Consider the following 26,627-nt stretch of genomic DNA (forward strand, 5'->3'; position numbering starts at 1 on the left):
CCGAAACGCCTCAGGCGACCTCGGTCCGGCTGCCGCCCGGGGCGTGCAGCCCCAGCATGTCCAGCAGCAGGGCGCATTCCTGCGCGTCCTTGGCCCGGGACGCGACGGCCAGCGCGGCCTTGCGGCGGCGTTCCTCCTGCCGGGCCGCGTCGGTGTCGTCCACGAGGTCCGGCGCCGGGTGCAATCCGGTGGTCAGGTCTCGCATGGTGGCTCCTCCCCGATTGGCGTGGGCGCGGGTTTTCCGCGCTCGCTCCACACCGCTTCAACGGCCGAGCCGCACCGGATGTTCCGATGACTCCGGTCACGTCGGCCAGCCAGGCCAGAATGGCACACGACGCGCGCCTCCGGCGCGAAGCCGGGAAACGGGGCGTGTGCAGGGCGAGGAGCCCAGCGTCCTAAGTGGACACAAGAAGGAAGCGCCCATTCGGGTGGCAGGAGTGGCCTCACCCGCCCGGGCGAGCCACTATCCACGCTGTGCATCCCGACCGGCGCCCCGTGCGCACCGCTCTCGTCGGGCTGACTGTGCTCGCCCTCGGCTTCCTCGCCGCGCTTCAGGCGCCGAATCTGCCGATCATCGGCGACGGCACCGCGTATGCCGCCGAGTTCAGCGAAGCCGCCGGACTGCAGACCGGCAATGACGTCCGGATCGCCGGGGTGAAAGTCGGCCGGGTGTCGCAGGTTTCGCTCGACGGCGCGTCCGTGCGGGTGTCGTTCCGGGTGGCGGGGGCGTGGCTCGGGGACCGGACATCCGCGTCGATCCGGATCAAAACGGTGCTGGGCCAGAAGTATCTCGCGCTCGACCCGGTCGGCGTCGGATCGCTGGACCCGGACACGCCGATCCCGCGCGAGCGGACCACGGTTCCGTATGACGTGCTGCCCGCGTTCCAGCAGCTGGCCACGACCGTCGACGCGATCGACACCACCCGGTTGGCGCAGAGCTTCCGCGCCATTTCCGACACGTTCGCGCGCACCCCGGCCGACGTCCGCGTGACGCTGACCGGGCTGTCGCGACTGTCCGATTCCCTCTCCGCCCGCGACGCGAAACTAGCTCACCTTTTGGCTCAGACGCGCACGGTTTCCGCCACGCTCGCCGACCGCGACGCCGAGCTGACCCGGCTGCTCACCGACGGCAACCTGCTGCTGGACGAGGTGCGGCAACGCGAATCAGCCATTCAGTCGCTGCTCGACGGAGCCCGCCGGTTGGGCGCCGAGGTGTCCGGGCTCGTCGCCGACAACGACCGCGAACTCGGCCCGGTGCTCGCCCAGCTCGACCGGCTCACCGCGCTGCTCGAACGCAATCGCGCGTCGCTCGCCGAAGGAATCCGGAAGCTGGCTCCGCTCGTCCGCATGGCCGCGAATCTCACCGGCAACGGCCGGTGGATCGACGGCTACCTGTGCGGCCTGATCCTCCCCGCGATCGGGCCGCTCAACGAGCACGGCTGCTTCAGTCCATGAGCCCCGGGCCGCCGGTGATCCGCACGGTGACCTGGTTGTCGTTGTATGTGTAAGCCTCGTACGTGAACTCGACGCCGGTCTTCTCGACGTGCTCGATCCACGCCCGGTACTCGTGCCGTTTCCAGCCGGGGAAGTTGAAGAACTCGTCGAAGTGCACGATGCTGCCGGGGCGCAGCCGCGGGCCGACGTTGTCCAGCACGGTCTTCGCGGAGCTGTAGAGATCCCCGTCGACGTGCACGAAATCGACCGGGCCGGAGTGCTTTTCGAGGAATCCCGGCAGGGTGTCGGAGAACAGGCCGACGACCAGTTCGGCCCCCGGCACGTCGGGCAGGTCGTCGCGGGCGAAAGCGCCGGCGGGCATGCCGTTGAGCCACGCCTCGGGCAGGCCGTCGAACGAATCGAAGCCGTACACCTCGACCGCCTTGCGCGCGGCGGTGATGGTGCGCAGGGTGTTGCCGGTCGCGACGCCGAACTCCAGCGCCATCCCGCCGGTCGGCGCGAGGGAAAGCGCGTACTCCAGCGTTTCCGTCGGGCTGCCGAAATGCTGTGCCCCGACCAGGTTTTCGCGCGCGAAGACGTTGCTCTCCAGCGCCGCGTCCTGGTCGCCGGCGTACACGATGTCGCGGCGGCTGCGGATCTCGAACTCGACCACGCGGTCCAGCAGCCGGTCGCCCTGCCGGACGATCTCGGACCGCAGCTCCTCGCGCGTCCGCTCCAGTTCCGCGCGCAGTTCGGCGAGCTGGCCGGCGTGCGGATCGTGCAGGCGGGCCGCGGCCCGGCGCAGCACCAGGCCGGCCTTCCGGCGCAGCGCAGGGCCCAAAGTCCTTGTCGTCAGCCGATCTTGGCTTTCCTGGTTCATTCCGGGACGATAGCCGACCACCGGACCCCGCTGCGCACGACCCGGTTTACCCGGGAGTAGCCGACCGCCGGACCACCGCGGATCCTTGTGCGGCCGCGCATAGCGTCAGGTTTCCTTCTCCGTCCACTGTGTACAGGTCGCACCGGCACGTGGCCCGCGAACGGCTCGCTTGGACGACCGTCGCTTCCGCACGCAGCAGCACGCCGTCGCCGGGCACGAGGTAGTCGATGGAGAAGCCGCTCGTGAGCAACTGCGCGCCGAGCACAGTCCCGGCGGCGAAGGTGAGGGCGTTGTCGGCGGCATAGGCGAGGACACCGCCGTGCAGGTAGCCGTTCTGCTGGCGGAGGTCGTCGCGGACGTCCAGCTCCAGCACCGCGCGTCCGCCGCCGAATTCCGCGACCCGCGCGCCGAGCAGGACGCTGAACGGTTGCGCGGCGAGCCCGGCGCGCGCGAAGTCTATGTCCATTTTCCAGCCTCACTTCAGTAGTGAAGTACTTCAGTAGTGAAGTGAGGATGGCGGCGAGAAGAGAACACTGTCAAGATCCCCGCATGGCCGCCGACGAACGTCTCTTCTTCCTGCTGCAGAGCGCGGCACACCGGCTGCGCGTCGAGGGCGACCGGCGCTGCCTCGCCGCGGGCGGCGTGACGACCGCGCAGCTCGGCGCGCTGCTCGCGGTGTACGACCAGCCCGGGCTCACCCAGCGCGAACTGGCCACCGAGCTGGGCCAGCGCGAATCGGCGATCACCGCGATGACCGGACGGCTGATCGAGGCGGGGCTGATCGTCCGGCAGCCGCATCCGGAACAGCACCGGGCGCTGGTCCTGGACCTGACGCCGGAGGGGAAGGCGACGATCACCCGGCTGCGGCCGGTGATCGAGTCGTTCAACCGCGAACTACACGCGCTGCTGGGCGACGCGTTCGGGCCGACCAGCCAGGCGCTGCAGTATTTGGCGGGGTGGCCGGGCTGAGCCGGGTCCCGCCGCGATCGTCCGCGAGGGAGCCTCAGCGGCCAGTCAGACTCAAGCCGCTAGGGGCGTGTCCGGGTGCCCGGCCGACCGCGGACAAGCTAGCTTCTTCAGAGATGTCACCCAGCACACCCGCCCCCGCCGCCTCGCGGCAACGTGCGGCCCTCATCATGTCCGGCGTGGCGATCATGGCGGCCCGGCTCTGGTGGGCCTGGCAGACGGTCCGATCCGCAGGCGTTGCCTACCTCTCGGCTCAGCGTTCGGAGCCGTCGCCGCCCTGTTCGGCGAGGAAGCGTTCGAACTGCGAGCCCAGTTCGTCCGCGGTCGGCATGTGTTCCTGCGATTCGGCGAGCAGGCTGTGCCCGGACGCTTCGGTGAACGTGTCGTACTGACGTTCCAGCGCGCGCACCACGTCGACGGATTCCTCGGATTCGGCGACCTGGCGGTCGATTTCCGCCTTGGCGACCTCGGCCGCGGTGCGGAGTTCGCCGTCGGGAAGGCGCAGGCCGGTGGCCTTGCCGATCGAGTCGAGGATCGTCAGCGCGGCGGCCGGATAGGTCGACTGCGCCAGGTAGTGCGGCACGTGCGCGGCGAAGCCCATCGCGTCGTGGCCCCATTCGCCGAAGCGGTACTCCAGCATCGCGGCGATGCTGCCCGGGACCTGCATCCGGTTGGGCAGCGGCTGGTGCTCGCCGACCAGGTGCTCGCGCGTCGCGTGCGCGGTGACGCCGAGCGGGCGCGTGTGCGGGGCTCCCATCGGAATCCCGTGGTAGCCCACGGTGAGCCGCACGCCCCAGCGCTCCACCAGCTGGCGCACGGCGGCCGCGAACAACTCCCATTCGCGGTCCGGCTCCGGGCCGGACAGCAGCAGGAACGGGATGCCGTCCTCGTCGTGCAGCAGGCGCACGACCAGTTCGGGGGCCTCGTATTCCTCCCAGTGGTCGACCGCGTAGATCATCGCCGGGCGGCGCGACCGGTAGTCGATGAGCCGGTCGACGTCGAACCGCGCGACGATCCGGTTCTCGACCTCGCCGGTCAGGTGGTCGGTGACCAGCCGTCCGGCCGAGCCCGCGTCCATGAAACCCTCGAAGAAGTGGAGGAGCACCGCTCCGTCCAGGTCGGGGACGTCCGAGTCCACCTCGTACAGTTCCTCGGGATCGAGTCCCACCGGATCCTCCTGCTGCTCGCTTGCACGGACGTACGCGGTACAACGCGGCCCGGCGGCGAATCCATCCCGCGCGCGGCGAAAATAGTAACGCCCCGCACTCGCCGCCCACCCGGATCGGGGCATCGTGACACTTGTCGTGGGCATCGCCCCCGCCGTTCGGGCACTCTGAGCAGGTGAACACCGAGGAATCCACCACGCTTGAACTGCGGCTGCGCCCGCCCGAACACCGGGTGAGCCGCCAGGCGATCGGCCACTGGGCGGCGTCGGCCGGGGCCGGCTGGCTGCTCGTGCTCGCGGTGCAGGCGGTGGTGGTCGCGACCGCGGACGACCCGCCGTCGTGGCTCACCGTGACGCTGCTGCTCTCCTGCGTGCTGGCCCCGCTGCACCTGCTCGTCATGCCGCAGTGGCGCTACCGCGTGCACCGCTGGGAGGTCACCGGCGAGGCCGTCTACACCCAGTCCGGCTGGCTGAAGCAGGAGTGGCGGATCGCGCCGATCTCGCGGATCCAGACCGTGGACGTCGAACGCGGACCGCTGGAGCAGCTGTTCGGGCTGGCGCGGCTCACCGTCACGACCGCGTCCGCCGCGGGGCCGTTGCGCATCTCCGGGCTCGACCGCGACGTCGCGGTCGCCTTGGCCGACGAACTGACCCGCACCACCCAGGCTGTTCGCGAGGACGCGACGTGAACGCGACCGCGCCTTCCCCGCCGGTCGCCGCCGAGGGTGCCGGCGACGCGCCCTGGCATCGCCTCGATCGCCGGATGCTGCTGATCCGTCCGTTTCTCGACCTGGTGAAGTCGCTGCCGGTGCTCGTCGGCGCGCTGGTGCTCGGCCACGGGAACCACTGGCAGTGGATCGGGCTCGCCGCCACCGCGGTCACGATCGGCGTCGGCGTTTCGCACTGCCTCACGTCGCGCTACCGCGTCACCGCGACCCAGATCGAATGGCACACCGGGTTGCTGCTGCGCAAGCAACGCGCGATTCCGCTCGATCGAATCCGTGCCGTAGACGTGCTTTCGGAACCGAAACATCGGCTTTTCTCGCTGTCGGCGGTACGAATCGGTACCGGACGGCACGATCACGGAAAAGGACCGGGCAAGGACCAGCTGGTGCTCGACGCGGTCACCCGCGCCGAAGCCCAGCGGCTGCGGACCTTGCTGCTGCACCGGAAACCGGCGGGACCCGAAGCGGCGCACCCGCCGGAATCGCTCGTCGCCGAGGTCGACAAGCGCTGGGTCCGGTACGCGCCGTTCACGTTGTCCGGGCTCGCGGTCGTCGCCGCGATCCTCGGCACCGTCTACCACTTCGCGCACGAACTGCATTTCGATCCGACGAGTTTCGGGCCGCTGCGCGACCTGACCGCTCGTGCGCTCGAACAGCCGGTGTGGCTCACCGTGGTGCTCGCGGCGGCCGGGCTGCTCGTGCTGGTGTCGGTGCTGTCGGTCGGCGGATACGTGTTGTCGTTCTGGAACTTCCGGCTCACCCGCGAACCGGGCGGCACGCTGCACATCCGGCGCGGGCTGATCACGACGCGGTCGGTGTCGATCGAGGAAGACCGGTTGCGCGGCGTCGAGATCAAGGAACCGTTGCCGCTGCGGATGGTCGGCGGCGCGAAGTGCGTCGCGGTCGCGGCCGGACTGCGCGAGGGCAAGGGCGCGGACCGCGGCGGCGGCCTGCTGCTGCCGCCGGCCCCGGCCGGGAAAGCCCGGGAGATCGTCGGCGAGGTGCTCGGCGAGGACTTCGCGAACGTCCCCCTCGTGCGGCATTCGCGGCGGGCCCTGACCCGCCGGATCACCCGCGCCGTCTTCTCCGTGCTGGCGCTGTCGGCCGCGCTTTTCGCGTTGGCCCGGCTCGAGGTGCTGCCGGAATGGCCGTGGCAGGCCGCGCTCGTGCTGCTGCCGTTCGCCGTCCTCGTCGGCTTCGACCGGTACCGCTCGCTCGGCCACGCGATCACCGGCCGATACCTCGTGACCCGTTCCGGGTCGCTCGCCCGGACGACGGTCGCCGTCCGGCGCGACCGGCTCACCGGGATCGTCGTGCACCGGTCCTTCTTCCAGCGGCGGGCCGGGCTGGTGACCGTCATCGCGCCGGTCGCCGCCGGTCGCGGGCACTACCGCGTGCTGGACGTCGAGGAGGGCGCCGGGCTCGCGCTCGCCGACACCGCCGTCCCCGGATTGCTGACGCCGTTTCTCGCCGGGCCGGAAAAACCGTGACGTGTGGTAATTTACCGACGCGTTCGTGACTGAATTCGGTGAACACGCGAAGGGGTTTCAGGATGTCTGAACCCGGGCTCCGTCGCACGGCCGGCGCCAACAGTTCCCGGAAAGTGCTCCAGTTGCTGCTGTCGTTCACCGAGCAGCGCTGGGAGGCCAGCGTGGCGGAGCTCGCCGAGGCGATCGGCAGCCCGGTCGCCACCACCTACCGCTACGTGCAGCTGCTGAAGGAATTGCAGCTGCTCGAGGAGTCGCGGTCCGGGCGCTACCACGTCACCAGCCGCGTCATGCCGCTCGCGCGGGCCGCCCGGCTCGCGAACGACCTGGCGAGGGTGGCGCGACCGGTGATGGAGGAGGCGGTGCGCGAACTCGGCGAGACCGTCCTGCTGTTCCAGCACTTCGGCGACGTCGCGGTGTGCAGCGACCGGGTCGAATGCGACCGCCCGATGCGGTTCACGTTCCAGCCGGGGCATTCGATCCCGCTCGGCGTCGGCGCGACCGGGCGGATGCTGCTCGCCCTGCTGCCCGACGGCGCACGCGAACGCCAGGTCGCCCGCATCTCCCGGGAACGCGGGGCTGAGGTGCGCGACGACCTCAAGCTCGCGCTGGCCAACCGCTACGCGCAGAGCTGGGGCGAGATCGAGGACGGCGTGTGGTGCTGTTCGGTGCCGGTCGACGTCGACCGGCACCGGCCGAGCGTGCTGACCTTCGTCGGACCGGCCACCCGCATCGGCGACGCGGAGCGCGAACGGGCCCTCACGGCGTTGCGCGCTTACGCTGAGCAGATCGGAAAAGCGGTTTCCGAGTACTCCGTGTAGCCGTAAGCTCGGGTCAGTGATCCGTCTCGCCGCCCCTGCCGATCTTTCTGTGCTGCCTGACCTCGAACGTGCTGCCGGAGAACCGTTCCGGGCCGTGGGCATGGCCGAGATCGCCGACGACGCACCTCCTTCGGTCGAGGACCTCGCGGCGTTCCAGTCTGCCGGCCGGTGCTGGGTTTTTGACGACGACGGGACGATCGCGGCGTACGTGCTCGCCGAGGAGGTCGACGGTTTCGGCCACGTGGAACAGGTTTCGCTGCTGCCGAGCCACGCGCGCCGCGGAGTGGGACGGGCGCTGATCGAGACGGTCGGGGAATGGGCCGCTGCGCGCGGGTTCTCCGGGCTGACGCTGACGACGTTCGCGGAAGTGCCGTGGAACGCGCCCTACTACGAGCGGCTCGGGTTCCGCGTGCTGGCCGAGGACGAGCAGGGTCCGGCGCTGCGGGAAATCCGGCGGGCGGAGATCGCGCGGGGGCTGGACCGGTGGCCACGGGTGGCGATGGTGCGGTTTTCCCGCGTTTTCGGTGCTGCCTAAGCGGTTTCGCGGTCGTTCAGGCTGATTCCGCCAGGATCTCCCGCGCCTGGGTCAACGCGAAGCCCAGCAGGTTCAGGCCGCGCCACCGTGCCGGGTCCTCCGCGTCCGGGTCGTCCGCGGCCAGCCCGATGCCCCACACCCGGTCCAGCGGGCTCGCCTCCACCAGCACTCGTTTCCCCGTGCTCAGCAGAAAACGCAGCAGCTCCGGGTGCTGCCCGAACTTCGCGACGCTGCCGGCGAGCACGATCTCGCCGCGGCGGGCCTCCCACTGCTCCTGGTCGAAGCCCACGACGCCGCGGCCCAGTTCCTTGGCCTGCCGCGGATGCCTTGCTTCCAGGATCCTCCCGGCGCTCTGTTCGTCGCCGAACAGCACAGCCTTCCGCCACATCATGTAGTGCTCGGCCGTGGCGAACGTCCGGCCGTCCACGGTGAAGGCGGCCGGCCACCATTGGCTCAGGCAGCCCCGTCCGACGCTTCCGTCGCGCTCCGGCCGGTGGCCCCAGAAGAACAGGAACTTGACGCGCTGACCGCCGGGTATCCGGTCGACCAGTTCGGCGACATCGCGGTACTCCATGAAGCGAGAGTCTTTCAGCCCGGAACCCCGTCGGGGAACCGATTTCGACCGCCGCCTCCCCGGCCCCGACCGGCCGGTTCGAACGCGGGTCGCTCGGGAGGGGGACCTGGATTGCCTCGGGAATCGAACACGTGTTCTACTGGGTGGGCCGGCCCCGGAGGGGGAAGCTCCGCGGGCCGGCACCCAGGCAGAACCCGTCCGTCGATCGATCCCCAGGAGGCAGTGTGGCGGTCAAGATCACCCACCTCGCCAGTGGTCAGCAGGTCCGCTTCGCGAACGCGGACGGCGCCCGCCGCTATGCCGAAATCATGGGCGGCGGAGTGGACAAATGGCGATTCACGATCGTCCCTGGGGACAGTGGTGCTCCCGGGATGCCTGCGGCGGTCGTTAACGTGCCGGTGTGGCGGACTGTCGCGCGGTGAGTTGCGTCTGGTGGCGGTCGCTCGGCGGGCTGTTGACTGATGACCTTCGTCCGGGCTTTCGCCTGGCGGCGGTTGGGCGGCAGTCTCAGCGCGGTGACCTTCGCCCGGCGGCTTCCGCCTAGCGGCCGTCGCCGGGCTGCCGTCGCCCGGTGGCCGTAACCCGGCGGCCGTCGCCCGGTGACCGTAACCCGGCGGCCGTCACCCGGCGGCCGTCACCCGGCGGCCGTCACCCGGCGGCCGTCACCCGGCGGCCGTCACCCGGCGGCCGTCACCCGGCGGCCGTCACCCGGCGGCCGTCACCCGGCGGCCGTAACCCGGCGGCCGTCGCCCGGTGACCGTCGCCCGGGAGACTTCCTCCTAGTGGCCGTAACCCGGCGGCCGTCGCCCGGCGAGCCCCATTGGGCGACAGTCACTCCGCGACCGTTGCCCTGGGGACTTCCGTCCGGCGCCAGTCGCCTGGCGGACTGTCGCCCCATGACTTTCGGCCGAGGGCTTCCGGCACGCTCCGCGTGCGAGACTCAGCGGTCGTCGCTTGGCGGCCGACGTCAGATGAGTTCCGTCTGGCATCGGTCGCCCCGGCGGACCATCGCCCCCTGACCTTTCCTGAGGGCTTCCGCTTAGCGGCCGTCCCCCGGTGCCTCCGCCTGGCAGCTGTCGCCCGGCGAATTCCATTTGGCGACCGCCACTCCGCGACCGTTGCCCGGGGACTTCCCATCCGACGCCGGTCGCCCGGCGGACCGTCGCCCCATGACCTTCACCCGGGGGCTCCCGCTTAGCGGCCGTCGCCCAATGTGTTCCGTTTGGCGACCGTCACTCCGCGACCGTTGCACGGGACTTCCGCCCGGCGGCGCCGGGCGGTTACGGGCCGGTGCCCGGCGGTTGCGGGGCAGTGCCTGGAGGCTGGCGACCGGTGCCCGGCGGACCGTCGGCTGGCGGCTGGCGGCTGGCTACCGAAACTCGAAGAACCGGCGGCCGGGAGCGCCCGGCGGAGATCGTCGGGGAAGTCGTTTGCCCGTTGGCAGCACGGTGATTGGCACGTTGACGGCGCGGTGATCGGCGCGGTGATTTGTGCGGCGCGGTACCGCCGTGCCGGTCATCGGGACGGTGTCACCTGTTGTTTGTTGCTTACCGGCCGCGCCTTGTGCTCCACTGTCGATCAACCACTGCTGTAAGTCCCGCGACAGGCGGGACCGCCGCTTGTCAGCAGCGACCACCTAGGCGCGGCCTTCGTCCGTGCCTAGACGGACAGAAGGAGCGGCTCCTTTGCTTGCGCACCAGCGTGGAACACATCGGCGTGGAAAAATCCGGGGCACCGTCGCGTTGTCGGTCCTCGCGCTCGCGGTCGGGGCCGGGGCGGCCCACGCGGCGCCCGCAGCCAACCCGACAGCCGACTCGAAAACCACCGCCATTCCGAAAGCCACCGCGTGGCCCGGCGGGTCGAAGGTGGCCATTGCCGACGACGCGGGGGTTTTCGGCAGCAACCTCAGCGGCGTGTCGTACGAATCGCCCACCGTGTTGTGGGCCGTGAAGAACGGGCCGAGCACCCTGTACCGGCTCGTGCAGGACGGGAACAAATGGCGGCCTGACACCGCCAACGGCTGGGCCAAGGGCAAGTCCCTGCACTACTCCGACGGCAGCGGCGACCCGGATGCCGAAGGGGTCGTCGTCACCCCGGACGGCGTCTTCGCCTCGACCGAGCGCGACAACGACGACGGTGACACGAGCAAGCCCGCCGTGCTGCGGTACGCGACCTCCGGGTCGAACAAATCGCTGAACGCGACCGGGGAATGGGACCTGACCTCCGACCTGCCGTCGGTCGAGCCCAACAAGGGGCTCGAGGCCATCGCCTGGGTTCCGGACTCGGCGCTCACCGCGCGCAAATTCCGGGACGAGCACACGAAAGCCGCCTACAACCCGGCGAGCTATCCGAACCACGGGAGCGGCCTGTACTTCGTCGGGCTGGAGGCCAACGGGAAGGTCTACGCCTACGCGCTCGACCAGTCCGGCGGCAAGTACACCCGTGTCGCGACCATCGACAGCGGGTTCCCCGCGGTGATGGACCTCGAGTACGAACCGTCGACCGGCCACCTGTGGGCCGAATGCGACAACACGTGCAAGGGCCGCACCACCACGCTCGACGTCAACTCCAGCGGCGCGTTCGCGGTCACCGCGCAGTACGACCGGCCGTCCGGGATGTCGAATTACAACAACGAGGGTTTCGCGATCTCGCCGACCTGCGCGAACGGGACCAAGCAGGTCGTGTGGTCCGACGACGACAACGACGACAACCACGCGCTGCGCACCGGAACGCTCGCCTGTAAGTAGTCCTTTGTAGACGGACAACCGCGGCGGAGCCGGAACCTCGGCGCCGCCGCGGTGTCAGGAGAGGTCAGTTCTTCAGCAACCGGTCCAGCGCTCGCGGAACGGCCGCGGCCAGCAAGTCCAGCTCGGCTTCCTCGGCGACGAGCGGTGGCGACACCGCCATCCCCTTGCCGAGTGAGCGCACGATCACGCCCTCCTCGAGCAGGAACTTGTGCAGCCGGCCAGGCGCGCCCGGGTCCGCGGCCAGCAGGTCCGGAGCCAACTCGACCGCGGCCAGGAATCCCAGCCCGGCCCGGACTTCCGCGACCGCCGGGTGCCCGACGGCACCGGAAAGCGCGTCCGCGAGCGGCTTCTCCAGCGCCTTGCCGCGCGGGATGATGTCGTCGCGTTCGTAGATGTCCAGCGTCGCGTTCGCCGCGGCGCAGGCGACCGGGTGCCCGGCGTATGTCGCGCCGTGGCGCAGGATCGGCGCGCCCGGGCGGCCGGTGAAGAACGGCTCCGCCACGTGCGGCGCGACCAGCAGCACGCCCAGCGGGATCGTCCCGCTCGTCACGCCCTTCGCCGTGGTGACCAGGTCCGGCTGCACTGACCACCGATCAATGCCGTACCAGGTGCCGAGCCGCCCCCACGCGCAGATCACGCAGTCCGCGACGAACAGCACCTCGTGCTTGCGGCAGATCGCCGCCACTTCCTCGATGTACCCGTCCGGCGGCAGCAGCACGCCGCCCGCGCCGATGACCGGTTCGCAGAAGAACGCAGCCACCCGCTCCGGGCCCACGCGGAGGATTTCCTCCTCCAGCGCCGCCGCGTTGTCGTACGGCACCTGCGAGAAATCCGCGGCGGGCGGGCCCCAGCCCTCCGCGTTCGCCGGGATCCCGGCCGCGGCGGTGCCGAATCCGTGCGTGCCGTGGTAGCCCTGGGTCCGGCTGATGACGTGGGTCTTGTCCGGGCGTCCAGTGTGGACGAAGTAGGACCGCGCGATCTTCACCGCGGTGTCCACCATGTCGCCGCCGCCCGAGCCGAGGAACACCTTCGACCCCGGCACCGGAGCCAGCTCGGACAGCCGCGCCGCCAGTTTCAGCGCCGGTTCGTTCGCGACGCCGCCGAACAGGTTGTACGCGTCGAGCTTCTCCAGCTGCTCGGTGACCGCGCGGGTGATCTCGGGACGGCCGTGGCCGAGGTTCGAGTACCACAGCGACGCGGAGGCGTCGAAGTAACGACGGCCCGCGTCGTCCCAGACATAGGACCCCTCGCCGCGGGTCACCACGAACCGGTTTCCGTCGACCGCGCCCATGTCCGCGAACGGGTGCCACAGCGGGTTCGGCTGCTGGTCCGGCATTGCTCCTCCTCGGGGTCGGCTCAACCGGCCGGCGCCGCGGGGAGCGGCGACCGGCCGCCGCCGCCCTTTCTACCCGCCCGGCCGGGGATCGGCGAACCGCGACCCCTCGACGCGCGCCATCGCGGAATTCCGCAGCCCGGAGTCCCGATGGCTCCGATGGCGCTGTCCCCGGCCGGGCAGACCAGGCGCCGGCCGCCGCACCGGACGGCGGCACGCCAGCTCGCCCTTGTACAGCTCGGCGGTCCGGACCAGATCGGCGTAGGCCTCGACGTGGATCCGGTTGATCGCGTCGTGCGCGTCCCGGGCCGCGGCGTCGAGCCACGCGCAGTAGTCGCTTCGGGTCTGGGTCCGCATCGCGCGCCCCCGCTCAGACGTTTTCGACGGTCGTGGCCGGTGCGTTCGCGGGCGCGGAACTGAGCGACGCGCCCTTCCGGTCCTTGACGAAGAAGCTGGTGACCAGGCCGATCAGGGTCATCACGGCCAGGTAGCCGCCGACCGCGTAGACCGTTCCGGTGCTGGTCTGCAGCGATTCGGCGATGGTCGGCGCGAACGCCCCGCCGAGCACCGCGCCGATCGCGTACGAGATCGCCGCGCCGCTGTAGCGGACCGTCGTCGGGTACATCTCCGCGTACAGCGCCGACTGCGGGCCGTAGGTGAACCCGAGCCCGACCGAGAACAACACCAGCGAGAGCACGAGCAGCCCGACGCTTCCCGTGTTGACCAGCGCGAAGAACGGGAACATCCAGACCAGCTGCACCGCGAACCCGATCTGGTAGGTGCGCAGGCGCCCGATCCGGTCGGCGAGCCAGCCGCCGACGAGCGTGCTCAGCAGCCAGGCGACGGCGGAGAGCATCACCGCGATCAGCACCGTCGAACGGTCCAGGTGCAGCGATTTGGTCGCGTACGACTGCACGTATCCGCCGGTGGTCATGTATCCGACGGCGTTGTTGGCCGCGAACAGCAGCGCGCCCGCGACGACCAGCTTCCAGTGGTGCCGGAACAACTGCACCAGCGGCATGCTCGACCGCGCCTTCTTCTCGCGGACCTCCTCGAAGACCGGGCTTTCCGCGACCCGCGAGCGGATCATCAGGCCGGCCGCGATCAGCACCACGCTCAGCAGGAACGGGATCCGCCAGCCCCACGCCAGGAACTGCTCCGGAGAGGTGAGCGCGGTGACCAGCGCGAGGACGCCGTTGGCCAGCAGCAGCCCGATCGGGACGCCGATCTGCGGGAACGCGCCGTACAGCCCGCGCCGGTCGGCGGGCGCGTGCTCGACCGCGAGCAGTGCCGCGCCGCCCCATTCGCCGCCCGCGGAAAGCCCCTGCACGATGCGCAGCAGCACCAGGATGATCGGGGCCCACACGCCGATCGACGCGGTGTTCGGCACCAGGCCGATCAGCACCGTCGAGATTCCCATCAGCAGCAGGGTGAGGATCAGCATCGCGCGCCTGCCGAGCCGGTCGCCGAGATGTCCGGCGATCACCGCGCCGATCGGGCGGAAGAAGAAGCTGATGCCGACCGTCGCGAACGACACGATCAACGCGTCCTTGCCGAGGACCGCGAAATACTGCGTCGCGAAGACCAGTCCGGCGCAGATCGCGTAGATGAAGAAGTCGAACCATTCGATAGTCGTGCCGACCATCGCCGCCAGCACGACGCGGCGGTGCTCTCTGCTGATCCCGGTCGTGCGCGGCATCGCGCCTCCCCTGCTGACAGTGCTTCAGGCCGTGCCAGATCGTATATAATCAGCCACCATCCCGACAAGCCTCAATGCGGTAACTGATCAGGCCTTTTGTCTACAGTGGTCGGAATTGACAGCGTGCTGGCGGTTTCCAGCCAGCGGCCGCATCGGCCAGATAGTATATTATTTAGCGCAACAAACGGACCGGTTACCGTGGCCTGGACACTCCGCCCCGGCGGAGTGCGAAGGGGAGGCGACAGGGATGTCCACGACGCACGAGCAGGCCGGGCTCAGCAAGAGCCAGCACACCTACCAGGTGCTGAAGTCCCGGATCACCGCGGGCGAGTACCCGGCCGGGCACCGGCTCGTGCTGGGTTCGCTGGCCAAGGAATTCGACGTGAGCACGGTCCCGGTGCGCGAAGCGGTTCGGCTGCTGCAGGCCGAGGGGCTGGTGCACTTCGAGCGCAACGTCGGCGCGACCGTCGCGGCGATCGATCCGATCGGCTACGAGCACACGATGCAGATGCTCGCGATCGTGGAAAGCGCGGCGACCGCGCTCGCCGCGCCGCACCTGACGGCCGACGACCTCGCCCAGGCGCGCGAACTCAACGACCGGATGCGTGCCGGCCTCGACCAGCTCGAACCGGTCGAGTTCACCCGGCTCAACCACGAGTTCCACGAGGTGCTCTACCGCCGCTGCCCCAACCCCAGCCTGGTCGATCTGGTCAAGAAGGGCTGGGCCCAGCTCGCCGCGATCCGCGATTCGACGTTCTCGTTCGTGCCCGCCCGCGCGCTCGCTTCGGTGGCCGAACACGACCAGCTGCTCGACCTGATCCGTTCCGGCTCCGGCCCCGAATGGATCGAGCACTGCGCGCGGGCGCACCGGTCAGCGACGCTGGACGCATTCCTCAGCTGGGAAGCCGACGCGCACCACAGCTGACTTCACCCGGTCATCCGCGCGAGGATCGTCGCGAAGTCCTGCTGTGGAATGGGAAACAAGCCGCGGCGAAACGGCAAACCCCAATGCGTGGGGTCGGCGACAAACGACAACTGGCCGACGAGCGGTTTGGCGTCCACCCGCTGGCAAGCGTGAAAAGAAGCCGCTAGCCGCCATGGCTGGAAATCGTCGCTGACGTAGGCCTGGTAAGGCTTTTCGCCGGTGATGGTGGCCCACGCGGTGAACTGCCGGACGGGCGTGCCGCCCTGCAAACTGGTGCGCGGCGAGTAGAAAAGCATTTCGTCGCCGGGCCGCGGCTGGCGAAGACGTTTGCCAGCCCCGTGATCTGCTTGCGTGAAACCGCCTTCGATAGCCGCTTCGACGTGGTCCAGCGTGACGGTGTTGATCCAGAATCGCTGACCGGGACGGATCACTTCGCGGTCATCCCTTCGACGAGACCGGTCGTCGGCCTGCCGAGGAGCCGGGAAAGATCGGCGGCGACGACGGCCAGCGCCTCGGCCAGGCGCTCAGCCACGGTCGTGGAGGGTGACGTGGTAGCCGTCGGGGTCGGCGAAGGTGAACGTGCGGCCGAAGGGACCGTCGATCGGCGCGGAGACGATGCGGTGGCCGTCGGCGACAAGCGCGTCGTGGATGGCCTGGACATCGGTGGCGAGCAGCCAGATCGCGGCGCCGACGCCGGGCTGGGCGACGGAGTCGAGGTCCGTGCCGGGGACGACCTCGCGGAGGGCGAACGCGATCGGCTTCGTTTCGAAGACGACGGCGTGCGGCGGTCCGGCCGGCGAGCGGACGAGGCCGAGGTAGCGCTCGTAGAACGCCTGTGAAGCGTCCAGGTCACGCGCCTGGAGCGAGAGGAAATCGGGGCCGACAGCGGGCATGGGACTGCTCCTTTTCATCATGTCAGGTTCCTGACACGACTCACTGTATGTCAGAATCCTGACATGAGTCAAGACGGTGGCGGGATCGACCTGGACAAGTCGCTGGGCTACCTGCTGAAAGAGGCGTCGAGCGCGCTGCGGGCGGCGATGGAGGAGGTGCTGCGTCCGCTCGGCATGACGGTGACGCACTACTCCTGCCTCGAACTGCTGGCGCAACGACCCGGCCTGTCGAACTCCGAGCTGGCGCGGGGCGCGTTCGTCACCCGGCAGTCGATGAACGTGCTGCTCCAAGCCCTCGAACGAGACGGCTACGTAACCCGGCCCGCGGAAGCACCCGTCGGGAAGGCGCTTCCCACCCGGCTCACTCCGCGCGGACGGCGGAGCCTGGAAAAGGCGAGCGCCGCGGTGCGGGCGGTCGAGGTCCGGATGCTGTCCGGGCTGACCGAAACCGAGCAGGCGGACGCGCTCCGGATCCTGCGGAGCATGACCGATTCCCTGCGGGACGGCGGATAGCTCAGCGCGGTTTCCGGTACCACCGCGGCGAAGTGTTCAGCGGCGGCTTGAGCTTCGCGCGCACCACCAGCACGTTCGGCTCGTCCGATTCCACGAATTCGCTCAGCAGCCGGCGAAACGCGCGGCCGAAGCCGGACACCCGGTCCGCGTGCACGCCGAACGAACGGGCCAGTCCGACGAAATCCGGGCTGTCCCAGTCGACTCCGCGATGCGGCAGGCCTTCCTGGTCCTGGTCGAAGCGCAGCATTCCGTAGCCGCCGTCGTCGACGACGACGACCGTCACCGGCAGCTGTTCCTCGGCAAGCGTCGCCAAATCCCCTACCGCGTAAAGGAAACCGCCGTCGCCGGTCACGCACAGGACGCGCCCGCCGCCGACCGCCTCGGCTGCCGCGCCCGCGCCGAGCGACGCCGGGAAGCCGTAGCCGAGCGTGCCCCAGCCCATGGGATACGCCAGCCGCCGCGGCGCGCGGACCCGGTGGAAGCCGCCGATCCAGTATCCGGCGACGCACATGTCCGCGACGATCGTCCCGTCCGCCGGGAGCACTTCCTCCAAAGTGGACAGAAAGTCGGCGGCCTGCGGTTCCTCGTCGCGGATGCGCCCGCGCACCCGGCGGCCGATGCCGGCCAGCCGCGCGGTGAGTTCGTCCAGGCCGGGCCGCGGTTCCGGGTGCAGGGATTCGACGACGCGGCGGGCGTCGCCGACCAGGGTGACGTCCGGGCGGTAATTCTTCGCCGCGTCTCCGGCGTCGACGTTGATCGCGATCAGTTTCGGCGGCGCGGGCATCTGCCAGTTCTGCGTCATCAGGCCGTCGAAATCGGTGCCGATCGCGAGCACCACGTCGGCCTCGTCCCACAGCTGCCCGACCTCCGGCGCGTGCACCGGATTCGGGGCCAGGCAAGGATGATCGAGCGGAAGCAGGCCGCGCGCGCCGAACGTGGTGAGCACCGGCGCGGCCAGCTGGCGCGCGAGATTCCCGATCGCTTCCCCGGCTTCCGAGCGCAACGCACCGCCGCCCGCCCAGATCAGCGGACGGCGCGCGGACGCCAGCAGTTCCGATGCGCGAGGCAGATCCGGCAGGTCGAGCACGCGTTCGGCGGGCGGCGCGGGCGGTTCGCGCGGCGGGCTGGGTTCGCGGAGGAAATCGGTCGGAATACCCAAATACACCGGACCGCTTTGCGGCATCAGCGCGAGCCGGGCGGCGCGGTGCAGCGTCGCGGCGATCTGGTCCGCGCGATGCACCGTGAAACCGGCCTTCGTCACCGGCGCGAACATCGCCTGCTGGTCGGAAGTTTCGTGCAGCACGCCCCGCACGACACCCGGACGGCGCAACGTCGACGGAATGTCCGTGGCGATCACGAGCACCGGAGCCGCGGACGCCATCGCCTCGCCGACCGCGCCGAGCGTGTTCGCCGCGCCGGGGCCGGTGGTCACGAGCGCGACGCCGAGTTTTCCCGTCCTGCGGGCATAACCGTCGGCGGCGTAGCCCGCGGTCTGTTCGTGCCGGACGTTGACGAGCCGGATCCCGGTGTCCGCCAACGCCTCCCACAGCGGCAGGTTGTGGACCCCCGGCAAGCCGAACACCACCTCGGTCCCGAGAGCCGTGAGCGCGTCCCCCAGCTGCTGAGCTCCAGTCCGTCCTGCCACGCCAGCGATGGTATCCGCCTCGCGTAAGCAGCTGCAGACACGTCACCGGACAGGGTTTGTCACCGGTTGTCCCCCACCTGGCCGCGAGATCTGAAGCACCGCCTTTTTCGTGCGTACACTCCGGGGGCCGGGGACGCCGAGGTCCCCGACACGGCGGAAAGGGGTGGCACGATGCCGTTGATGCCGGTGACCGACTCGATGTTCCTGATGGTCGAAACCCGCGAGCATCCGATGCACGTCGGCGGGCTCCAGCTGTTCCGCAAACCCGAGGGCGCCGGCGACGACTATCTGCGCGACCTGCGCCGCTCCCTGCTCGAATCGGACAACATGCGCAGCGTGTTCCGGATGCGGCCGAGCCGTCCGGTGAACACCGTCGGGCACGTGCGCTGGTCGCGGGACACCGACCTGGAACTCGACTACCACTTCCGGCATTCCGCGCTGCCGCAGCCGGGCCGGATCCGCGAACTGCTCGAACTCACCTCGCGCTGGCACAGCACGCTGCTCGACCGGCACCGGCCGCTGTGGGAAACGCACCTCATCGAAGGACTGCGCGACGGCCGGTTCGCGGTGTACTCGAAGATCCACCACGCGCTGATGGACGGCGTTTCGGCGTTGCGCCATCTGCAAGGCACGCTGTCCGACGACCCGGCCGACCTGGACTGCCCGCCGCCGTGGGGTGCCCGCGACAAGCCAGCCGCGAACCACAACGGCCGGGCCGCCAAATCGCCGTTCGCCCTGGTGGGCAAGACGTTCGAGCAGGTCGCGGGGATCGCGCCGGCCGCGGCGAAGGTGGCGCGCGAGGCGTTTCGCGAGCACCGGCTCATGCTGCCGATGCAGGCGCCGAAGACGATGCTGAACGTGCCGATCGGCGGCGCGCGCCGGTTCGCCGCGCAGTCCTGGCCGCTCGACCGGGTGCGCGAGGTCGCGACCGCCGCGGGCGTGTCCCGCAACGACGTCGTGCTCGCGATGTGCTCGGGCGCGCTGCGCGACTACCTGATCGAACAGAGCGCGCTGCCGGACGCGCCGCTGGTCGCGATGGTCCCGGTGTCGCTGCGCCGCCGCGACACCGGCGACGCGACCGGCAACAACATCGGCGCGCTCCTGTGCAACCTGGCCACCGACCTGACCGACCCGGCACAGCGGCTGGCCGCGATCTCCGAATCGATGTCGAACGGCAAGAAGCTGTTCTCGCAGCTGTCGCCGCTGCAGACGCTGCTGCTGTCCGGGATCAACGTGGCGCAGCTGGGCGCGTCGCCGATCCCCGGTGTCGTCGGCAACACGCGCCCGCCGTTCAACCTGGTGATCTCGAACGTGCCGGGCCCGCGCAAGCAGATGTACTGGAACGGCGCGGCGCTCGACGGCATCTACCCGGCGTCGGTGCTGCTCGACGGGCAGGCCCTGAACATCACGCTGACCAGCAACGGGGACAACCTCGACTTCGGTGTCACCGGCTGCCGGCGCAGCGTCCCGCACCTGCAGCGGATCCTGACGCACCTGGACACGGCGCTGGCCGAGCTGGAGTTCGCGACCCGGGGATAACCGGTCAGTCGATGCCTTCCGGGCTGGCCCCGCCGACCGGCACGGCGTCGGCGACCAGGCGATCGATCTCGGCGAGGTCATCCGGGTCGAGCTGGAGGACGGTCGCGCTCCGTTCGATGCTGGCCGGGCGGCGGGCGCCGACGATGGCGACGTCGACCTTCGCCAGCGACCACGCGAGGGCCAGCTGGCTCACCTCCGCGCCTCGTTCCGCGGCGAAAGAGGCGAGCCGGTCGACGATCTTCAGGTTGTGCCGCAAGGACTTTCCGCGGAAAGCGGACGAACGCGACCGCCAGTCCGAGGCATCGAAGACTGTCGACGCGGTCAACGTGCCGGTGAGAAGACCGCTGCCGAGCGCGCTGTAGGCGAGCACGCCGACGTTGTGCGCGCGGGCGTACGGGAGCGGATCGGCTTCCGCGCCGCGGCGGAAGAGGTGATACGGCACCTGCACGGTTTCCACGGTGTCGTGCAACGCGCTGAGCTGCGCGGAGTCGTAGTTCGAGACTCCGGCGTGGCGGATCTTGCCCGCGTCCGCCAGTTCCCGCAGCGTTCCGGCGACCTCGGCAGCCGGAGTCCGCGGATCGGGCCAATGGATCTGGTAGAGGTCGAGATGATCGACGCCGAGCGCGCGCAGGCTGTCGTCCACCCCTTGGACGAGCCATGCGCGGCGGGAATCGCGGACGCGTGCGGAACCGGGACGAGTCCCGCCCTTGGTCGCGATGACGACGCTGTCGCGGCGGTGGTCCAGTTCGCTGCGCAACGCCTTGCCGAGAAGAGTTTCGGCGGTGCCGTAAGCGCGAGCGGTGTCGAACAGGGTGATGCCGAGTTCGTGCGCGCGCCGGATCGCCGCGATCGCGGTGTCCTCGTCGAAACCGCCCCACTGCCCGCCGAACCCGCCGGTGCCGAAGGCGATCCGGGACACTTCGAGGCCGCTGCGGCCAAGGGTCGTCGTCCGCATGTGTCGAGCACAGCATCGCCGCCCGGCCCGGGGCGAGGGGCTCTCACCTGCTGATTATTCGGTTGACAGCCGCGGGAAGCTCGGCCGGTGAGCCTCCTGGAGCCGTTGCGGCACCGCAGTTTCCGCGCCCTCGCCGCCGGGCGGACGCTCGGCACCTTCGGCAACGCGGTCGCTCCGGTCGCGCTCGCGTTCGCGGTGCTCGACCGCACCGGGTCGGCGGTCGATCTCGGGCTGGTCGTCGGGGCGCGGTCGCTGGCGAACGTGCTGCTGCTGCTTTTCGGCGGGGTGCTCGCGGACCGGCTGCCGCGCGCGGTGATCCTGCAGGGCACCGAGATCGCGGCCGGGCTCAGCCAGGCGCTGATCGCCGTGAGTGTCCTTTGTGGATTCTCCTCGATCCCGTTTTTCGTCTCGCTGAGCTTGGTCAACGGGGCGGTCTCGGCGATGTCGCTGCCGGCCGCGGGGGCGATCACTCCGCAGACCGTGCCGCGAGAGCTGCTGGCTCCGTCGAACGCCTTGCTGCGGTTGCTGATCAACGGCGGCCGCATCGCCGGAGCGGGAGTCGCCGGGGTCGCGGTGGCGGCGGCCGGGTCCGGCTGGGCGCTGGCGCTGAACGCGCTGCTGTTCTTCGCCGCCGCACTCGCCTACCACGCGGTCCGGTTGCCATCGGCGGTACGGGCTCCGGGCAGCAGGCCGATCGCCGACCTGATCGCCGGGTGGCACGAGTTCCGGTCGCGCACCTGGGTGTGGGCGGTGGTGGCGCAGTTCGGCATCGTCAACGCCGCCGGGATCGGCACGCTCGTGGTCATCGGGCCGGTCGTCGCGGACGAGACGTTCGGCCGGTCCGCCTGGGGGCTCGCGCTGGCGACACAGACCGCGGGCGCGCTCCTCGGCGGGATCGTCGCCGCGCATTGGCAGCCGCGGCACGCCTTGTTCCTCGGGGTGGCCCTGGTGGCGTTGGACGCGCTGCCGGTGCTGACGCTCGGCTGGTGGCCGTCGCTCGTCCCGCTGCTGATCGCGATGCTCGTGGCCGGACTGGCGATGGAGCAGTTCAGCGTCGCGTGGGACGTTTCGCTGCAGGAACACATCCCGCCCGACCGGCTCGCGCGCGTGTACTCCTACGACATCCTGGGGTCGATCGCCGCGATGCCGCTCGGGCAGATCGCGGCGGGTCCCCTCGTGCAGCACTTCGGCCGCGAGACGGTGCTCGTCGCGTGCGGAGTGCTGAGCCTCGTCGCGACCGGGCTTGCGCTGTGCAGCCGCGAGGTCCGGAACCTCACGAACCGGCCGGCGGCTCCGGTCGCACCGATAGGAAGTTGACCGCGCTCGCGCTGAACACCAGCTCGTTGTCGCCGTTGAACAGTTCCAACCGGGTGCGCACGAGACCGCGGTCGGGCTTCGACTTCGACCGCCGGGCCTCGGTGACCGTCGCGCGCATCCGCAGCAGGTCCCCCGGCCGCACCGGACGCGGCCAGCGCAGTTCGTCCACGCCCGGGCTGCCGAGGCTCGCGACCGACGACAGGTAGTGGTCGGCGAACATCCGCATCATCAGGCTCGACGTGTGCCAGCCGCTCGCGATCAACCCGCCGAACGGGCCCGCCTTGGCCGCCACCGGGTCGACGTGGAAGCTCTGCGGGTCGTACTTCCCGGCGAACTCGATGATCTCCGCCTCGGTGACGGTCGTGTCGCCGAACTCGTACACCGCCCCCTCGGGGTAGTCCTCGAACCAGCGGTCGTCGATGGGCGCGGTGAACTCGGTCATGCGCGCCAGCTTGCCACAGCGGGGAGCGCGGAAATCACGGCGCGGCCCAGGGCCGGACCTCCTCCAGCAGCTTCGCCACCGCCAGCACCAGGTCGTCCGAATGCCGCGGGCCGACGATCTGCAGGCCCACCGGGAGGCCAGCTTCGGTGCGCCCGGCCGGGACGCTGATCGCCGGCTGCTGCGTCATGTTGAACGGGTAGGTGAACGGCGTCCACTCCGGCCATTCGGTCATCCCGCTGCCCGGCGGCACGTCGTGGCCCGCTTCGAACGGCGGGATCGGGACGGTCGGCGTGAGCAGCACGTCGTAGCGGGTGTGGAACTCGCCCATCAGGATGCCGAGCGCGGCGCGTTCCGCGGTGGCGTCGAGATAATCGCTCGCGGAGTAGGTGCGGCCCTTTTCCCACACGCGGCGCAGGCCCGGGTCGACCCGCGGTTCGCTGCCCGGCGGGAACGCGTCGAGGGATTTCGCCGCGCCCGCCGACCACAGCACGTCGAAGGCGTCCTTCGGGTCGGCGAATCCGGGGTCTGCCTGCTCCACCTGCAGTCCCGCGTCGGCGAGGGACTGCACCGCCGACTGGACGATCGCCGCGACTTCCGGGTCCACGTCGGCGAACCCGAGCGTCGGCGAGTACGCGGCGATGAGCCCGCGCACGTCGCGTCGCACTGCCTCGCGGTACGCGCTGATCGGCGGCGCGAGCCCGGTCGGGTCGCGGTGGTCCGGCAGGGCGAGGACGTCGAGCAGCAGCGCCGTGTCGTCCACGCTGCGCGCCATCGGCCCGGCGTGCGCGAGCGGGCCGAACGGGCTCGCCGGGAACAGCGGGACCCGGCCGTGGGTCGGCTTCAAGCCGACGATGCCGCAGAACGACGCGGGAATCCGGATCGAGCCGCCGCCGTCGGTGCCGACCGACAGCTCTCCCATCCCCGCCGCGACCGCCGCCGCGCTGCCGCCGCTGGACCCGCCCGCCGTCATCCGCGGGTTCACCGGATTGCGCGTGACGCCGGTGAGCGCGCTGTCGGTGACGCCCTTCCACGCGATCTCCGGCGTGGTCGTCTTGCCCAGCACGACCAGTCCCGCCTCGCGCATCCGCGCCATCACCGGGCTGTCGACGTCCCACGGCTGGTCGGCCGGGATGCTCGTGGACCCGCGCAGCGTCGGCCAGCCCTGGGTGAGGAAGATGTCCTTGATCGACGCCGGGACGCCGTCCAGCGCGCCGATCGGATTCCCGTCGCGCCAGCGGGCCTCGGCGGCTTTCGCCTGGTCGAGCGCGCGTTCGGCGTCGACGAGGCAGAAGGCGTTGACCTCGCCGTCGCGGTCCTCGATGTTCTGCAGGGCCGCCTTCGTCGCCTCGACCGGCGACAGCTCGCCGGTGGCGTAGGCGGCGACGAGTTCGCTGGCGGTCAGTTCCCGGTCGCCCATCAGGCGCCTCCCTGCGATTCGGACGGCACGTAGCCGAGCCGTTTGTCCACGACGTTCCACAACGGCTCCCCGGCCAGCCAGCGCCGGAAGTTCCCCGCGAACACCTCGACCAGCGTCCGCCGCCAGCCGACGAAATCGCCCGACATGTGCGGGGACAGCAGGACGTCCGGCATGGTCCACAGTGGACTTTCGGCGGGCAGCGGCTCGGTTTCGAAAACGTCGAGCGCGGCCCCGGCGAGCTCCCCCGCCTGCAGCGCCGCGATCAGATCGGACGTGACCACGAGTTCGCCGCGGCCCACGTTGACGAACCGCGCGGACGGTTTCATCGCGGCGAACGCGGCGGCGTCGAACATGCCCTTGGTCTGGTCGGTGAGCGGCGCGACCGCGACGACGTAGTCGAACTCCGGCAGATGCCGCGTCAGCTCGGCGGATTCGTGCACGACGCCGAAATCCGGGTCCCCGACCCGGGCGCGGCGGCCCGCTCCGGAGACCCGCATCCCGGCCGCGCGCAGCATCCGCGCGATGGCCCTTCCGATCGGTCCGGTGCCGACCACCAGCACCTCCCGCCCGGCGATCCGTTCGGTCTCGCGGTGCTGCCACGTGCCGGCGCGCTGCAGGTCGAGCGAACGCGCGAAGTCCTTGGCGAACGACAGCACGACGCCGAGCACGTACTCGGCGATGGCGTCGTCGAACACCCCGCGCGAGTTCGTGAGCACGACGTCGCTCCCGCGCAGCCCCGGGAACAGCACCGGGTCGACCCCGGCGCTCGCGATGTGCAGCCACTTCAGCCGGTCCGCGGCAGGCCACGCCCCGGGGACGGCTCCGGACAGGAAATCGTAGACAAAAAGCGCGTCGGCACCGGCAAGCGCACCGGCGAGGCCGCGCTCGTCGGTGTAACGAACTACCGCCGCGTCTTCGATAGCGGCCATGTCGGGCGGATGGTCTGCCCCGCAGAGCACTGCCAGTACGGGGTTTTCCGGGGCGATCACGATTGACACGGTAAAAGTGGCTCGTATGATTGTCAACAATCCGAGGACCACCCCGGAGCACCGGACGGGCATCGGCACAGGCGTTATTCCGGAGGCTGAACCTTGGATCTGGACTTCCTCGCGTTCGAGGGCCCGCTAGCCCAGCGCGGCATCGGCGTGATCGCGCCGTTCGACCTCGCGCTCGAGCGCGAACTGTGGCGCTGGGTGCCGATGGAGGTGTCGTTGCATCTCGCCCGCACCCCCTACGAACCGGTGCCGGTGAGCATGGAGATGGCGCAGCTGGTGAGCGACAGCAGGCACCTCGCGACGGCCACGCGCGACGTGCTGCACGTGGAGCCGGAGGTGGTCGCGTACTTGTGCACCTCGGGCAGCTTCGTGAACGGCATCGACTACGAACGCTCCCTCACCAAGGCGATCTGCGACGCCGGCGCGCCGGACGCGGTCACCACGTCGGGCGCTCTCGTCGAGGTGCTGCACCAGCTCGACCTGCGCCGGGTCTCGGTGCTGACGCCGTACGACGCCGATCTCACCGGCAAGCTCCACGATTTCCTCGCCGAGGTCGGCGTGACCACCGTGTCCAGCGACCACCTCGGCCTCGGCGGCGGCATCTGGAAGGTCAGCTACCGCACCATCGCCGAGCGGATCCTGGCCGCGGACCACCGCGACGCCGAGGCGATTTTCGTCAGCTGCACCAATCTCCCGACGTTCGACCTGATCGAACCGCTGGAGAAGGCGCTCGGCAAACCCGTGCTGACCGCCAACCAGCTGACGATGTGGGCCTGCCTGCGCCGGATGCGGCTGCCCATCGTGGGGCCCGGCCAGTGGCTGCGGGAGGTGTCTTGACCAGTCCCGCTAATATTGTCGACAATCTGCGCATCCCGGAGGTTTCGTGACCACGATCGGCTTCATCTACCCCGACCACGCGGCCGAGGACGACTACCCGCTCGCGGAACAGCTTCTCGGCGGCTCCGACTCTGCTGAAGGCGGCATTCGCCTGCCGGTCGCGCACATTTACGGCACCGACCTGCACGCCGTGCCGGAACTGCTCGACCTGGGCAGCGAAGCCCGGCTCGCGGAAGGCGCCCGGCTGCTCGCGAAGCACCAGCCGGAAGCGGTGGTGTGGGCGTGCACGTCCGGCAGCTTCGTGTACGGCTGGGACGGCGCGCGCAACCAGGCCGACCAGCTCGCCGCGGTGGCCGGGGTCCCGGCGTCGAGCACGTCGTTCGCCTTCGTGCACGCGGCGAAAGCCCTTGGCGTGCAACGGGTCGCGGTGGCCGCGAGCTACCCCGACGACGTCGCGCGGCTGTTCGTGGACTTCCTCGCCGCGGGAGGCGTCGAGGTGCTGTCGATGTCGAGCGCCGACATCGACACCGCCGCCGAGGTCGGCCAGCTCTCCCCCGAAGCGGTAGTCGACCTGGCGGTCAGCCACGACCACCCGGACGCCGACGCGGTTCTGGTGCCGGACACCGCGATGCGCACGCTCGGCGAGATCACCGACATCGAGGCGAAACTCGGCAAGCCGGTGCTGACCGCCAACCAGGTGACCATCTGGGAGGGCCTGCGCCTGACCGGCGCGACCCGCTTGGTGCGCTCGCTGGGCGCGTTGTTCCGGACGAGGGGCTGACC

At 70.3% G+C, this 26,627-nt stretch carries 29 protein-coding genes; 14 read left to right on the forward strand and 15 right to left on the reverse strand.

What is annotated here, in order from left to right:
- Positions 1-10 precede the first annotated feature (10 nt).
- Positions 11-205 (reverse strand): hypothetical protein, encoded by a 195-nt coding sequence (locus SSMG_RS31460; protein WP_037715467.1) that lies wholly within the window; start codon positions 203-205, stop codon positions 11-13.
- 269 nt (positions 206-474) lie between these two features.
- Here SSMG_RS31460 and SSMG_RS31465 point away from each other — a divergent pair, with 269 nt between their 5' ends.
- Positions 475-1,455: an MCE family protein gene (locus tag SSMG_RS31465; RefSeq protein WP_037715469.1), complete on the forward strand. Its 981-nt coding sequence runs from the start codon at positions 475-477 to the stop codon at positions 1,453-1,455.
- On the opposite strand, the gene SSMG_RS31470 is transcribed toward SSMG_RS31465, so the two are convergent.
- A complete protein-coding gene (locus SSMG_RS31470; RefSeq protein ID WP_199786031.1) occupies positions 1,445-2,314 on the reverse strand; it encodes a class I SAM-dependent methyltransferase in 870 nt (289 codons plus the stop codon). The genes SSMG_RS31465 and SSMG_RS31470 overlap by 11 nt on opposite strands.
- Before the next feature lie 46 nt (positions 2,315-2,360).
- Complete coding sequence (locus SSMG_RS31475; protein WP_009082769.1) at positions 2,361-2,780, reverse strand: PaaI family thioesterase; 420 nt, start codon at positions 2,778-2,780, stop codon at positions 2,361-2,363.
- A gap of 83 nt (positions 2,781-2,863) precedes the next feature.
- Between SSMG_RS31475 and SSMG_RS31480 the strand changes: the two genes are divergently transcribed.
- Positions 2,864-3,283, forward strand: coding sequence for a MarR family winged helix-turn-helix transcriptional regulator (locus SSMG_RS31480; protein WP_037715472.1), 420 nt, complete (start codon positions 2,864-2,866; stop codon positions 3,281-3,283).
- Between the two features lie 250 nt (positions 3,284-3,533).
- On the opposite strand, the gene SSMG_RS31485 is transcribed toward SSMG_RS31480, so the two are convergent.
- On the reverse strand, positions 3,534-4,448 hold the full coding sequence (locus SSMG_RS31485; protein ID WP_009082772.1) for a proteasome assembly chaperone family protein: 915 nt from the start codon (positions 4,446-4,448) through the stop codon (positions 3,534-3,536).
- A gap of 173 nt (positions 4,449-4,621) precedes the next feature.
- On the opposite strand from SSMG_RS31485, the gene SSMG_RS31490 reads away from it, so the two are divergent.
- From SSMG_RS31490 to SSMG_RS31505, 4 genes are all read left to right on the forward strand, one after another.
- Positions 4,622-5,134, forward strand: a complete 513-nt coding sequence (locus SSMG_RS31490) for a PH domain-containing protein (protein ID WP_009082774.1) — start codon at positions 4,622-4,624, stop codon at positions 5,132-5,134.
- Positions 5,131-6,660, forward strand: a complete 1,530-nt coding sequence (locus tag SSMG_RS31495; protein ID WP_009082776.1) for a PH domain-containing protein — start codon at positions 5,131-5,133, stop codon at positions 6,658-6,660. Before SSMG_RS31490 ends, SSMG_RS31495 begins: the two co-directional genes overlap by 4 nt.
- 62 nt (positions 6,661-6,722) lie before the next feature.
- Positions 6,723-7,478, forward strand: coding sequence for an IclR family transcriptional regulator (locus tag SSMG_RS31500; protein ID WP_050788331.1), 756 nt, complete (start codon positions 6,723-6,725; stop codon positions 7,476-7,478).
- Between the two features lie 16 nt (positions 7,479-7,494).
- A complete protein-coding gene (locus SSMG_RS31505) occupies positions 7,495-8,013 on the forward strand; it encodes a GNAT family N-acetyltransferase (protein ID WP_009082780.1) in 519 nt (172 codons plus the stop codon).
- Between the two features lie 16 nt (positions 8,014-8,029).
- Here SSMG_RS31505 and SSMG_RS31510 read toward each other — a convergent pair whose 3' ends face one another.
- The gene (locus SSMG_RS31510) at positions 8,030-8,587 is read right to left on the reverse strand and encodes an NADAR family protein (RefSeq protein ID WP_037715479.1); all 558 of its coding nucleotides are present in this window, start codon (positions 8,585-8,587) and stop codon (positions 8,030-8,032) included.
- 224 nt (positions 8,588-8,811) lie between these two features.
- On the opposite strand from SSMG_RS31510, the gene SSMG_RS31515 reads away from it, so the two are divergent.
- Together SSMG_RS31515 and SSMG_RS31520 are read left to right on the forward strand one after the other, a co-directional pair.
- Positions 8,812-9,009, forward strand: coding sequence for a hypothetical protein (locus tag SSMG_RS31515; protein ID WP_037715481.1), 198 nt, complete (start codon positions 8,812-8,814; stop codon positions 9,007-9,009).
- Positions 9,010-10,452: 1,443 nt separating this feature from the next.
- Positions 10,453-11,334: an esterase-like activity of phytase family protein gene (locus SSMG_RS31520; protein ID WP_286156987.1), complete on the forward strand. Its 882-nt coding sequence runs from the start codon at positions 10,453-10,455 to the stop codon at positions 11,332-11,334.
- Positions 11,335-11,398: 64 nt separating this feature from the next.
- Here the strand turns inward: SSMG_RS31520 and SSMG_RS31525 are convergent, their stop codons facing one another.
- The 3 genes from SSMG_RS31525 to SSMG_RS31535 form a co-directional block, all read right to left on the reverse strand.
- Positions 11,399-12,670: an aspartate aminotransferase family protein gene (locus SSMG_RS31525; RefSeq protein WP_009082789.1), complete on the reverse strand. Its 1,272-nt coding sequence runs from the start codon at positions 12,668-12,670 to the stop codon at positions 11,399-11,401.
- A 69-nt stretch (positions 12,671-12,739) separates the two neighbouring features.
- On the reverse strand, positions 12,740-13,024 hold the full coding sequence (locus tag SSMG_RS31530) for a hypothetical protein (RefSeq protein ID WP_009082790.1): 285 nt from the start codon (positions 13,022-13,024) through the stop codon (positions 12,740-12,742).
- A 13-nt stretch (positions 13,025-13,037) separates the two neighbouring features.
- Entirely contained in the window at positions 13,038-14,366 is a 1,329-nt protein-coding gene (locus SSMG_RS31535; RefSeq protein ID WP_009082791.1) for an MFS transporter, read from the reverse strand.
- A gap of 247 nt (positions 14,367-14,613) precedes the next feature.
- Here SSMG_RS31535 and SSMG_RS31540 point away from each other — a divergent pair, with 247 nt between their 5' ends.
- The gene (locus tag SSMG_RS31540) at positions 14,614-15,291 is read left to right on the forward strand and encodes a GntR family transcriptional regulator (RefSeq protein ID WP_009082793.1); all 678 of its coding nucleotides are present in this window, start codon (positions 14,614-14,616) and stop codon (positions 15,289-15,291) included.
- Between the two features lie 2 nt (positions 15,292-15,293).
- On the opposite strand, the gene SSMG_RS31545 is transcribed toward SSMG_RS31540, so the two are convergent.
- Entirely contained in the window at positions 15,294-15,722 is a 429-nt protein-coding gene (locus tag SSMG_RS31545) for an EVE domain-containing protein (protein WP_009082795.1), read from the reverse strand.
- Between the two features lie 93 nt (positions 15,723-15,815).
- Positions 15,816-16,184 (reverse strand): VOC family protein, encoded by a 369-nt coding sequence (locus tag SSMG_RS31550; RefSeq protein WP_009082797.1) that lies wholly within the window; start codon positions 16,182-16,184, stop codon positions 15,816-15,818.
- A gap of 63 nt (positions 16,185-16,247) precedes the next feature.
- Here SSMG_RS31550 and SSMG_RS31555 point away from each other — a divergent pair, with 63 nt between their 5' ends.
- The gene (locus tag SSMG_RS31555; RefSeq protein ID WP_009082799.1) at positions 16,248-16,697 is read left to right on the forward strand and encodes a MarR family winged helix-turn-helix transcriptional regulator; all 450 of its coding nucleotides are present in this window, start codon (positions 16,248-16,250) and stop codon (positions 16,695-16,697) included.
- A 1-nt stretch (position 16,698) separates the two neighbouring features.
- Here the strand turns inward: SSMG_RS31555 and SSMG_RS31560 are convergent, their stop codons facing one another.
- Positions 16,699-18,342 carry a thiamine pyrophosphate-binding protein gene (locus SSMG_RS31560; protein WP_009082801.1) on the reverse strand — a complete coding sequence of 548 codons (1,644 nt, stop codon included), beginning with the start codon at positions 18,340-18,342 and terminating at the stop codon, positions 16,699-16,701.
- Positions 18,343-18,522: 180 nt separating this feature from the next.
- On the opposite strand from SSMG_RS31560, the gene SSMG_RS31565 reads away from it, so the two are divergent.
- The gene (locus SSMG_RS31565) at positions 18,523-19,881 is read left to right on the forward strand and encodes a wax ester/triacylglycerol synthase family O-acyltransferase (RefSeq protein WP_009082803.1); all 1,359 of its coding nucleotides are present in this window, start codon (positions 18,523-18,525) and stop codon (positions 19,879-19,881) included.
- 4 nt (positions 19,882-19,885) lie between these two features.
- Here SSMG_RS31565 and SSMG_RS31570 read toward each other — a convergent pair whose 3' ends face one another.
- A complete protein-coding gene (locus SSMG_RS31570) occupies positions 19,886-20,836 on the reverse strand; it encodes an aldo/keto reductase (protein ID WP_009082804.1) in 951 nt (316 codons plus the stop codon).
- A gap of 87 nt (positions 20,837-20,923) precedes the next feature.
- Here SSMG_RS31570 and SSMG_RS31575 point away from each other — a divergent pair, with 87 nt between their 5' ends.
- Positions 20,924-22,153, forward strand: coding sequence for an MFS transporter (locus SSMG_RS31575; protein WP_009082806.1), 1,230 nt, complete (start codon positions 20,924-20,926; stop codon positions 22,151-22,153).
- On the opposite strand, the gene SSMG_RS31580 is transcribed toward SSMG_RS31575, so the two are convergent.
- Genes SSMG_RS31580 through SSMG_RS31590 form a run of 3 tightly spaced genes read right to left on the reverse strand, consistent with a single transcriptional unit; the run spans position 22,110 to position 25,001 of the window.
- Positions 22,110-22,595: a MaoC family dehydratase gene (locus SSMG_RS31580; RefSeq protein ID WP_009082808.1), complete on the reverse strand. Its 486-nt coding sequence runs from the start codon at positions 22,593-22,595 to the stop codon at positions 22,110-22,112. The genes SSMG_RS31575 and SSMG_RS31580 overlap by 44 nt on opposite strands.
- A gap of 34 nt (positions 22,596-22,629) precedes the next feature.
- Entirely contained in the window at positions 22,630-24,012 is a 1,383-nt protein-coding gene (locus SSMG_RS31585) for an amidase (protein WP_037715486.1), read from the reverse strand.
- Positions 24,012-25,001, reverse strand: coding sequence for a D-2-hydroxyacid dehydrogenase (locus SSMG_RS31590; RefSeq protein ID WP_009082811.1), 990 nt, complete (start codon positions 24,999-25,001; stop codon positions 24,012-24,014). Before SSMG_RS31590 ends, SSMG_RS31585 begins: the two co-directional genes overlap by 1 nt.
- A gap of 102 nt (positions 25,002-25,103) precedes the next feature.
- On the opposite strand from SSMG_RS31590, the gene SSMG_RS31595 reads away from it, so the two are divergent.
- A complete protein-coding gene (locus SSMG_RS31595; RefSeq protein WP_009082813.1) occupies positions 25,104-25,844 on the forward strand; it encodes an Asp/Glu/hydantoin racemase in 741 nt (246 codons plus the stop codon).
- A 46-nt stretch (positions 25,845-25,890) separates the two neighbouring features.
- Positions 25,891-26,625 (forward strand): aspartate/glutamate racemase family protein, encoded by a 735-nt coding sequence (locus tag SSMG_RS31600; protein WP_009082814.1) that lies wholly within the window; start codon positions 25,891-25,893, stop codon positions 26,623-26,625.
- The last annotated feature ends 2 nt before the right edge of the window (positions 26,626-26,627 follow it).

It is taken from the genome of Streptomyces sp. AA4 (assembly GCF_000158875.1).
Classification (GTDB): Bacteria; Actinomycetota; Actinomycetes; order Mycobacteriales; family Pseudonocardiaceae; genus Amycolatopsis.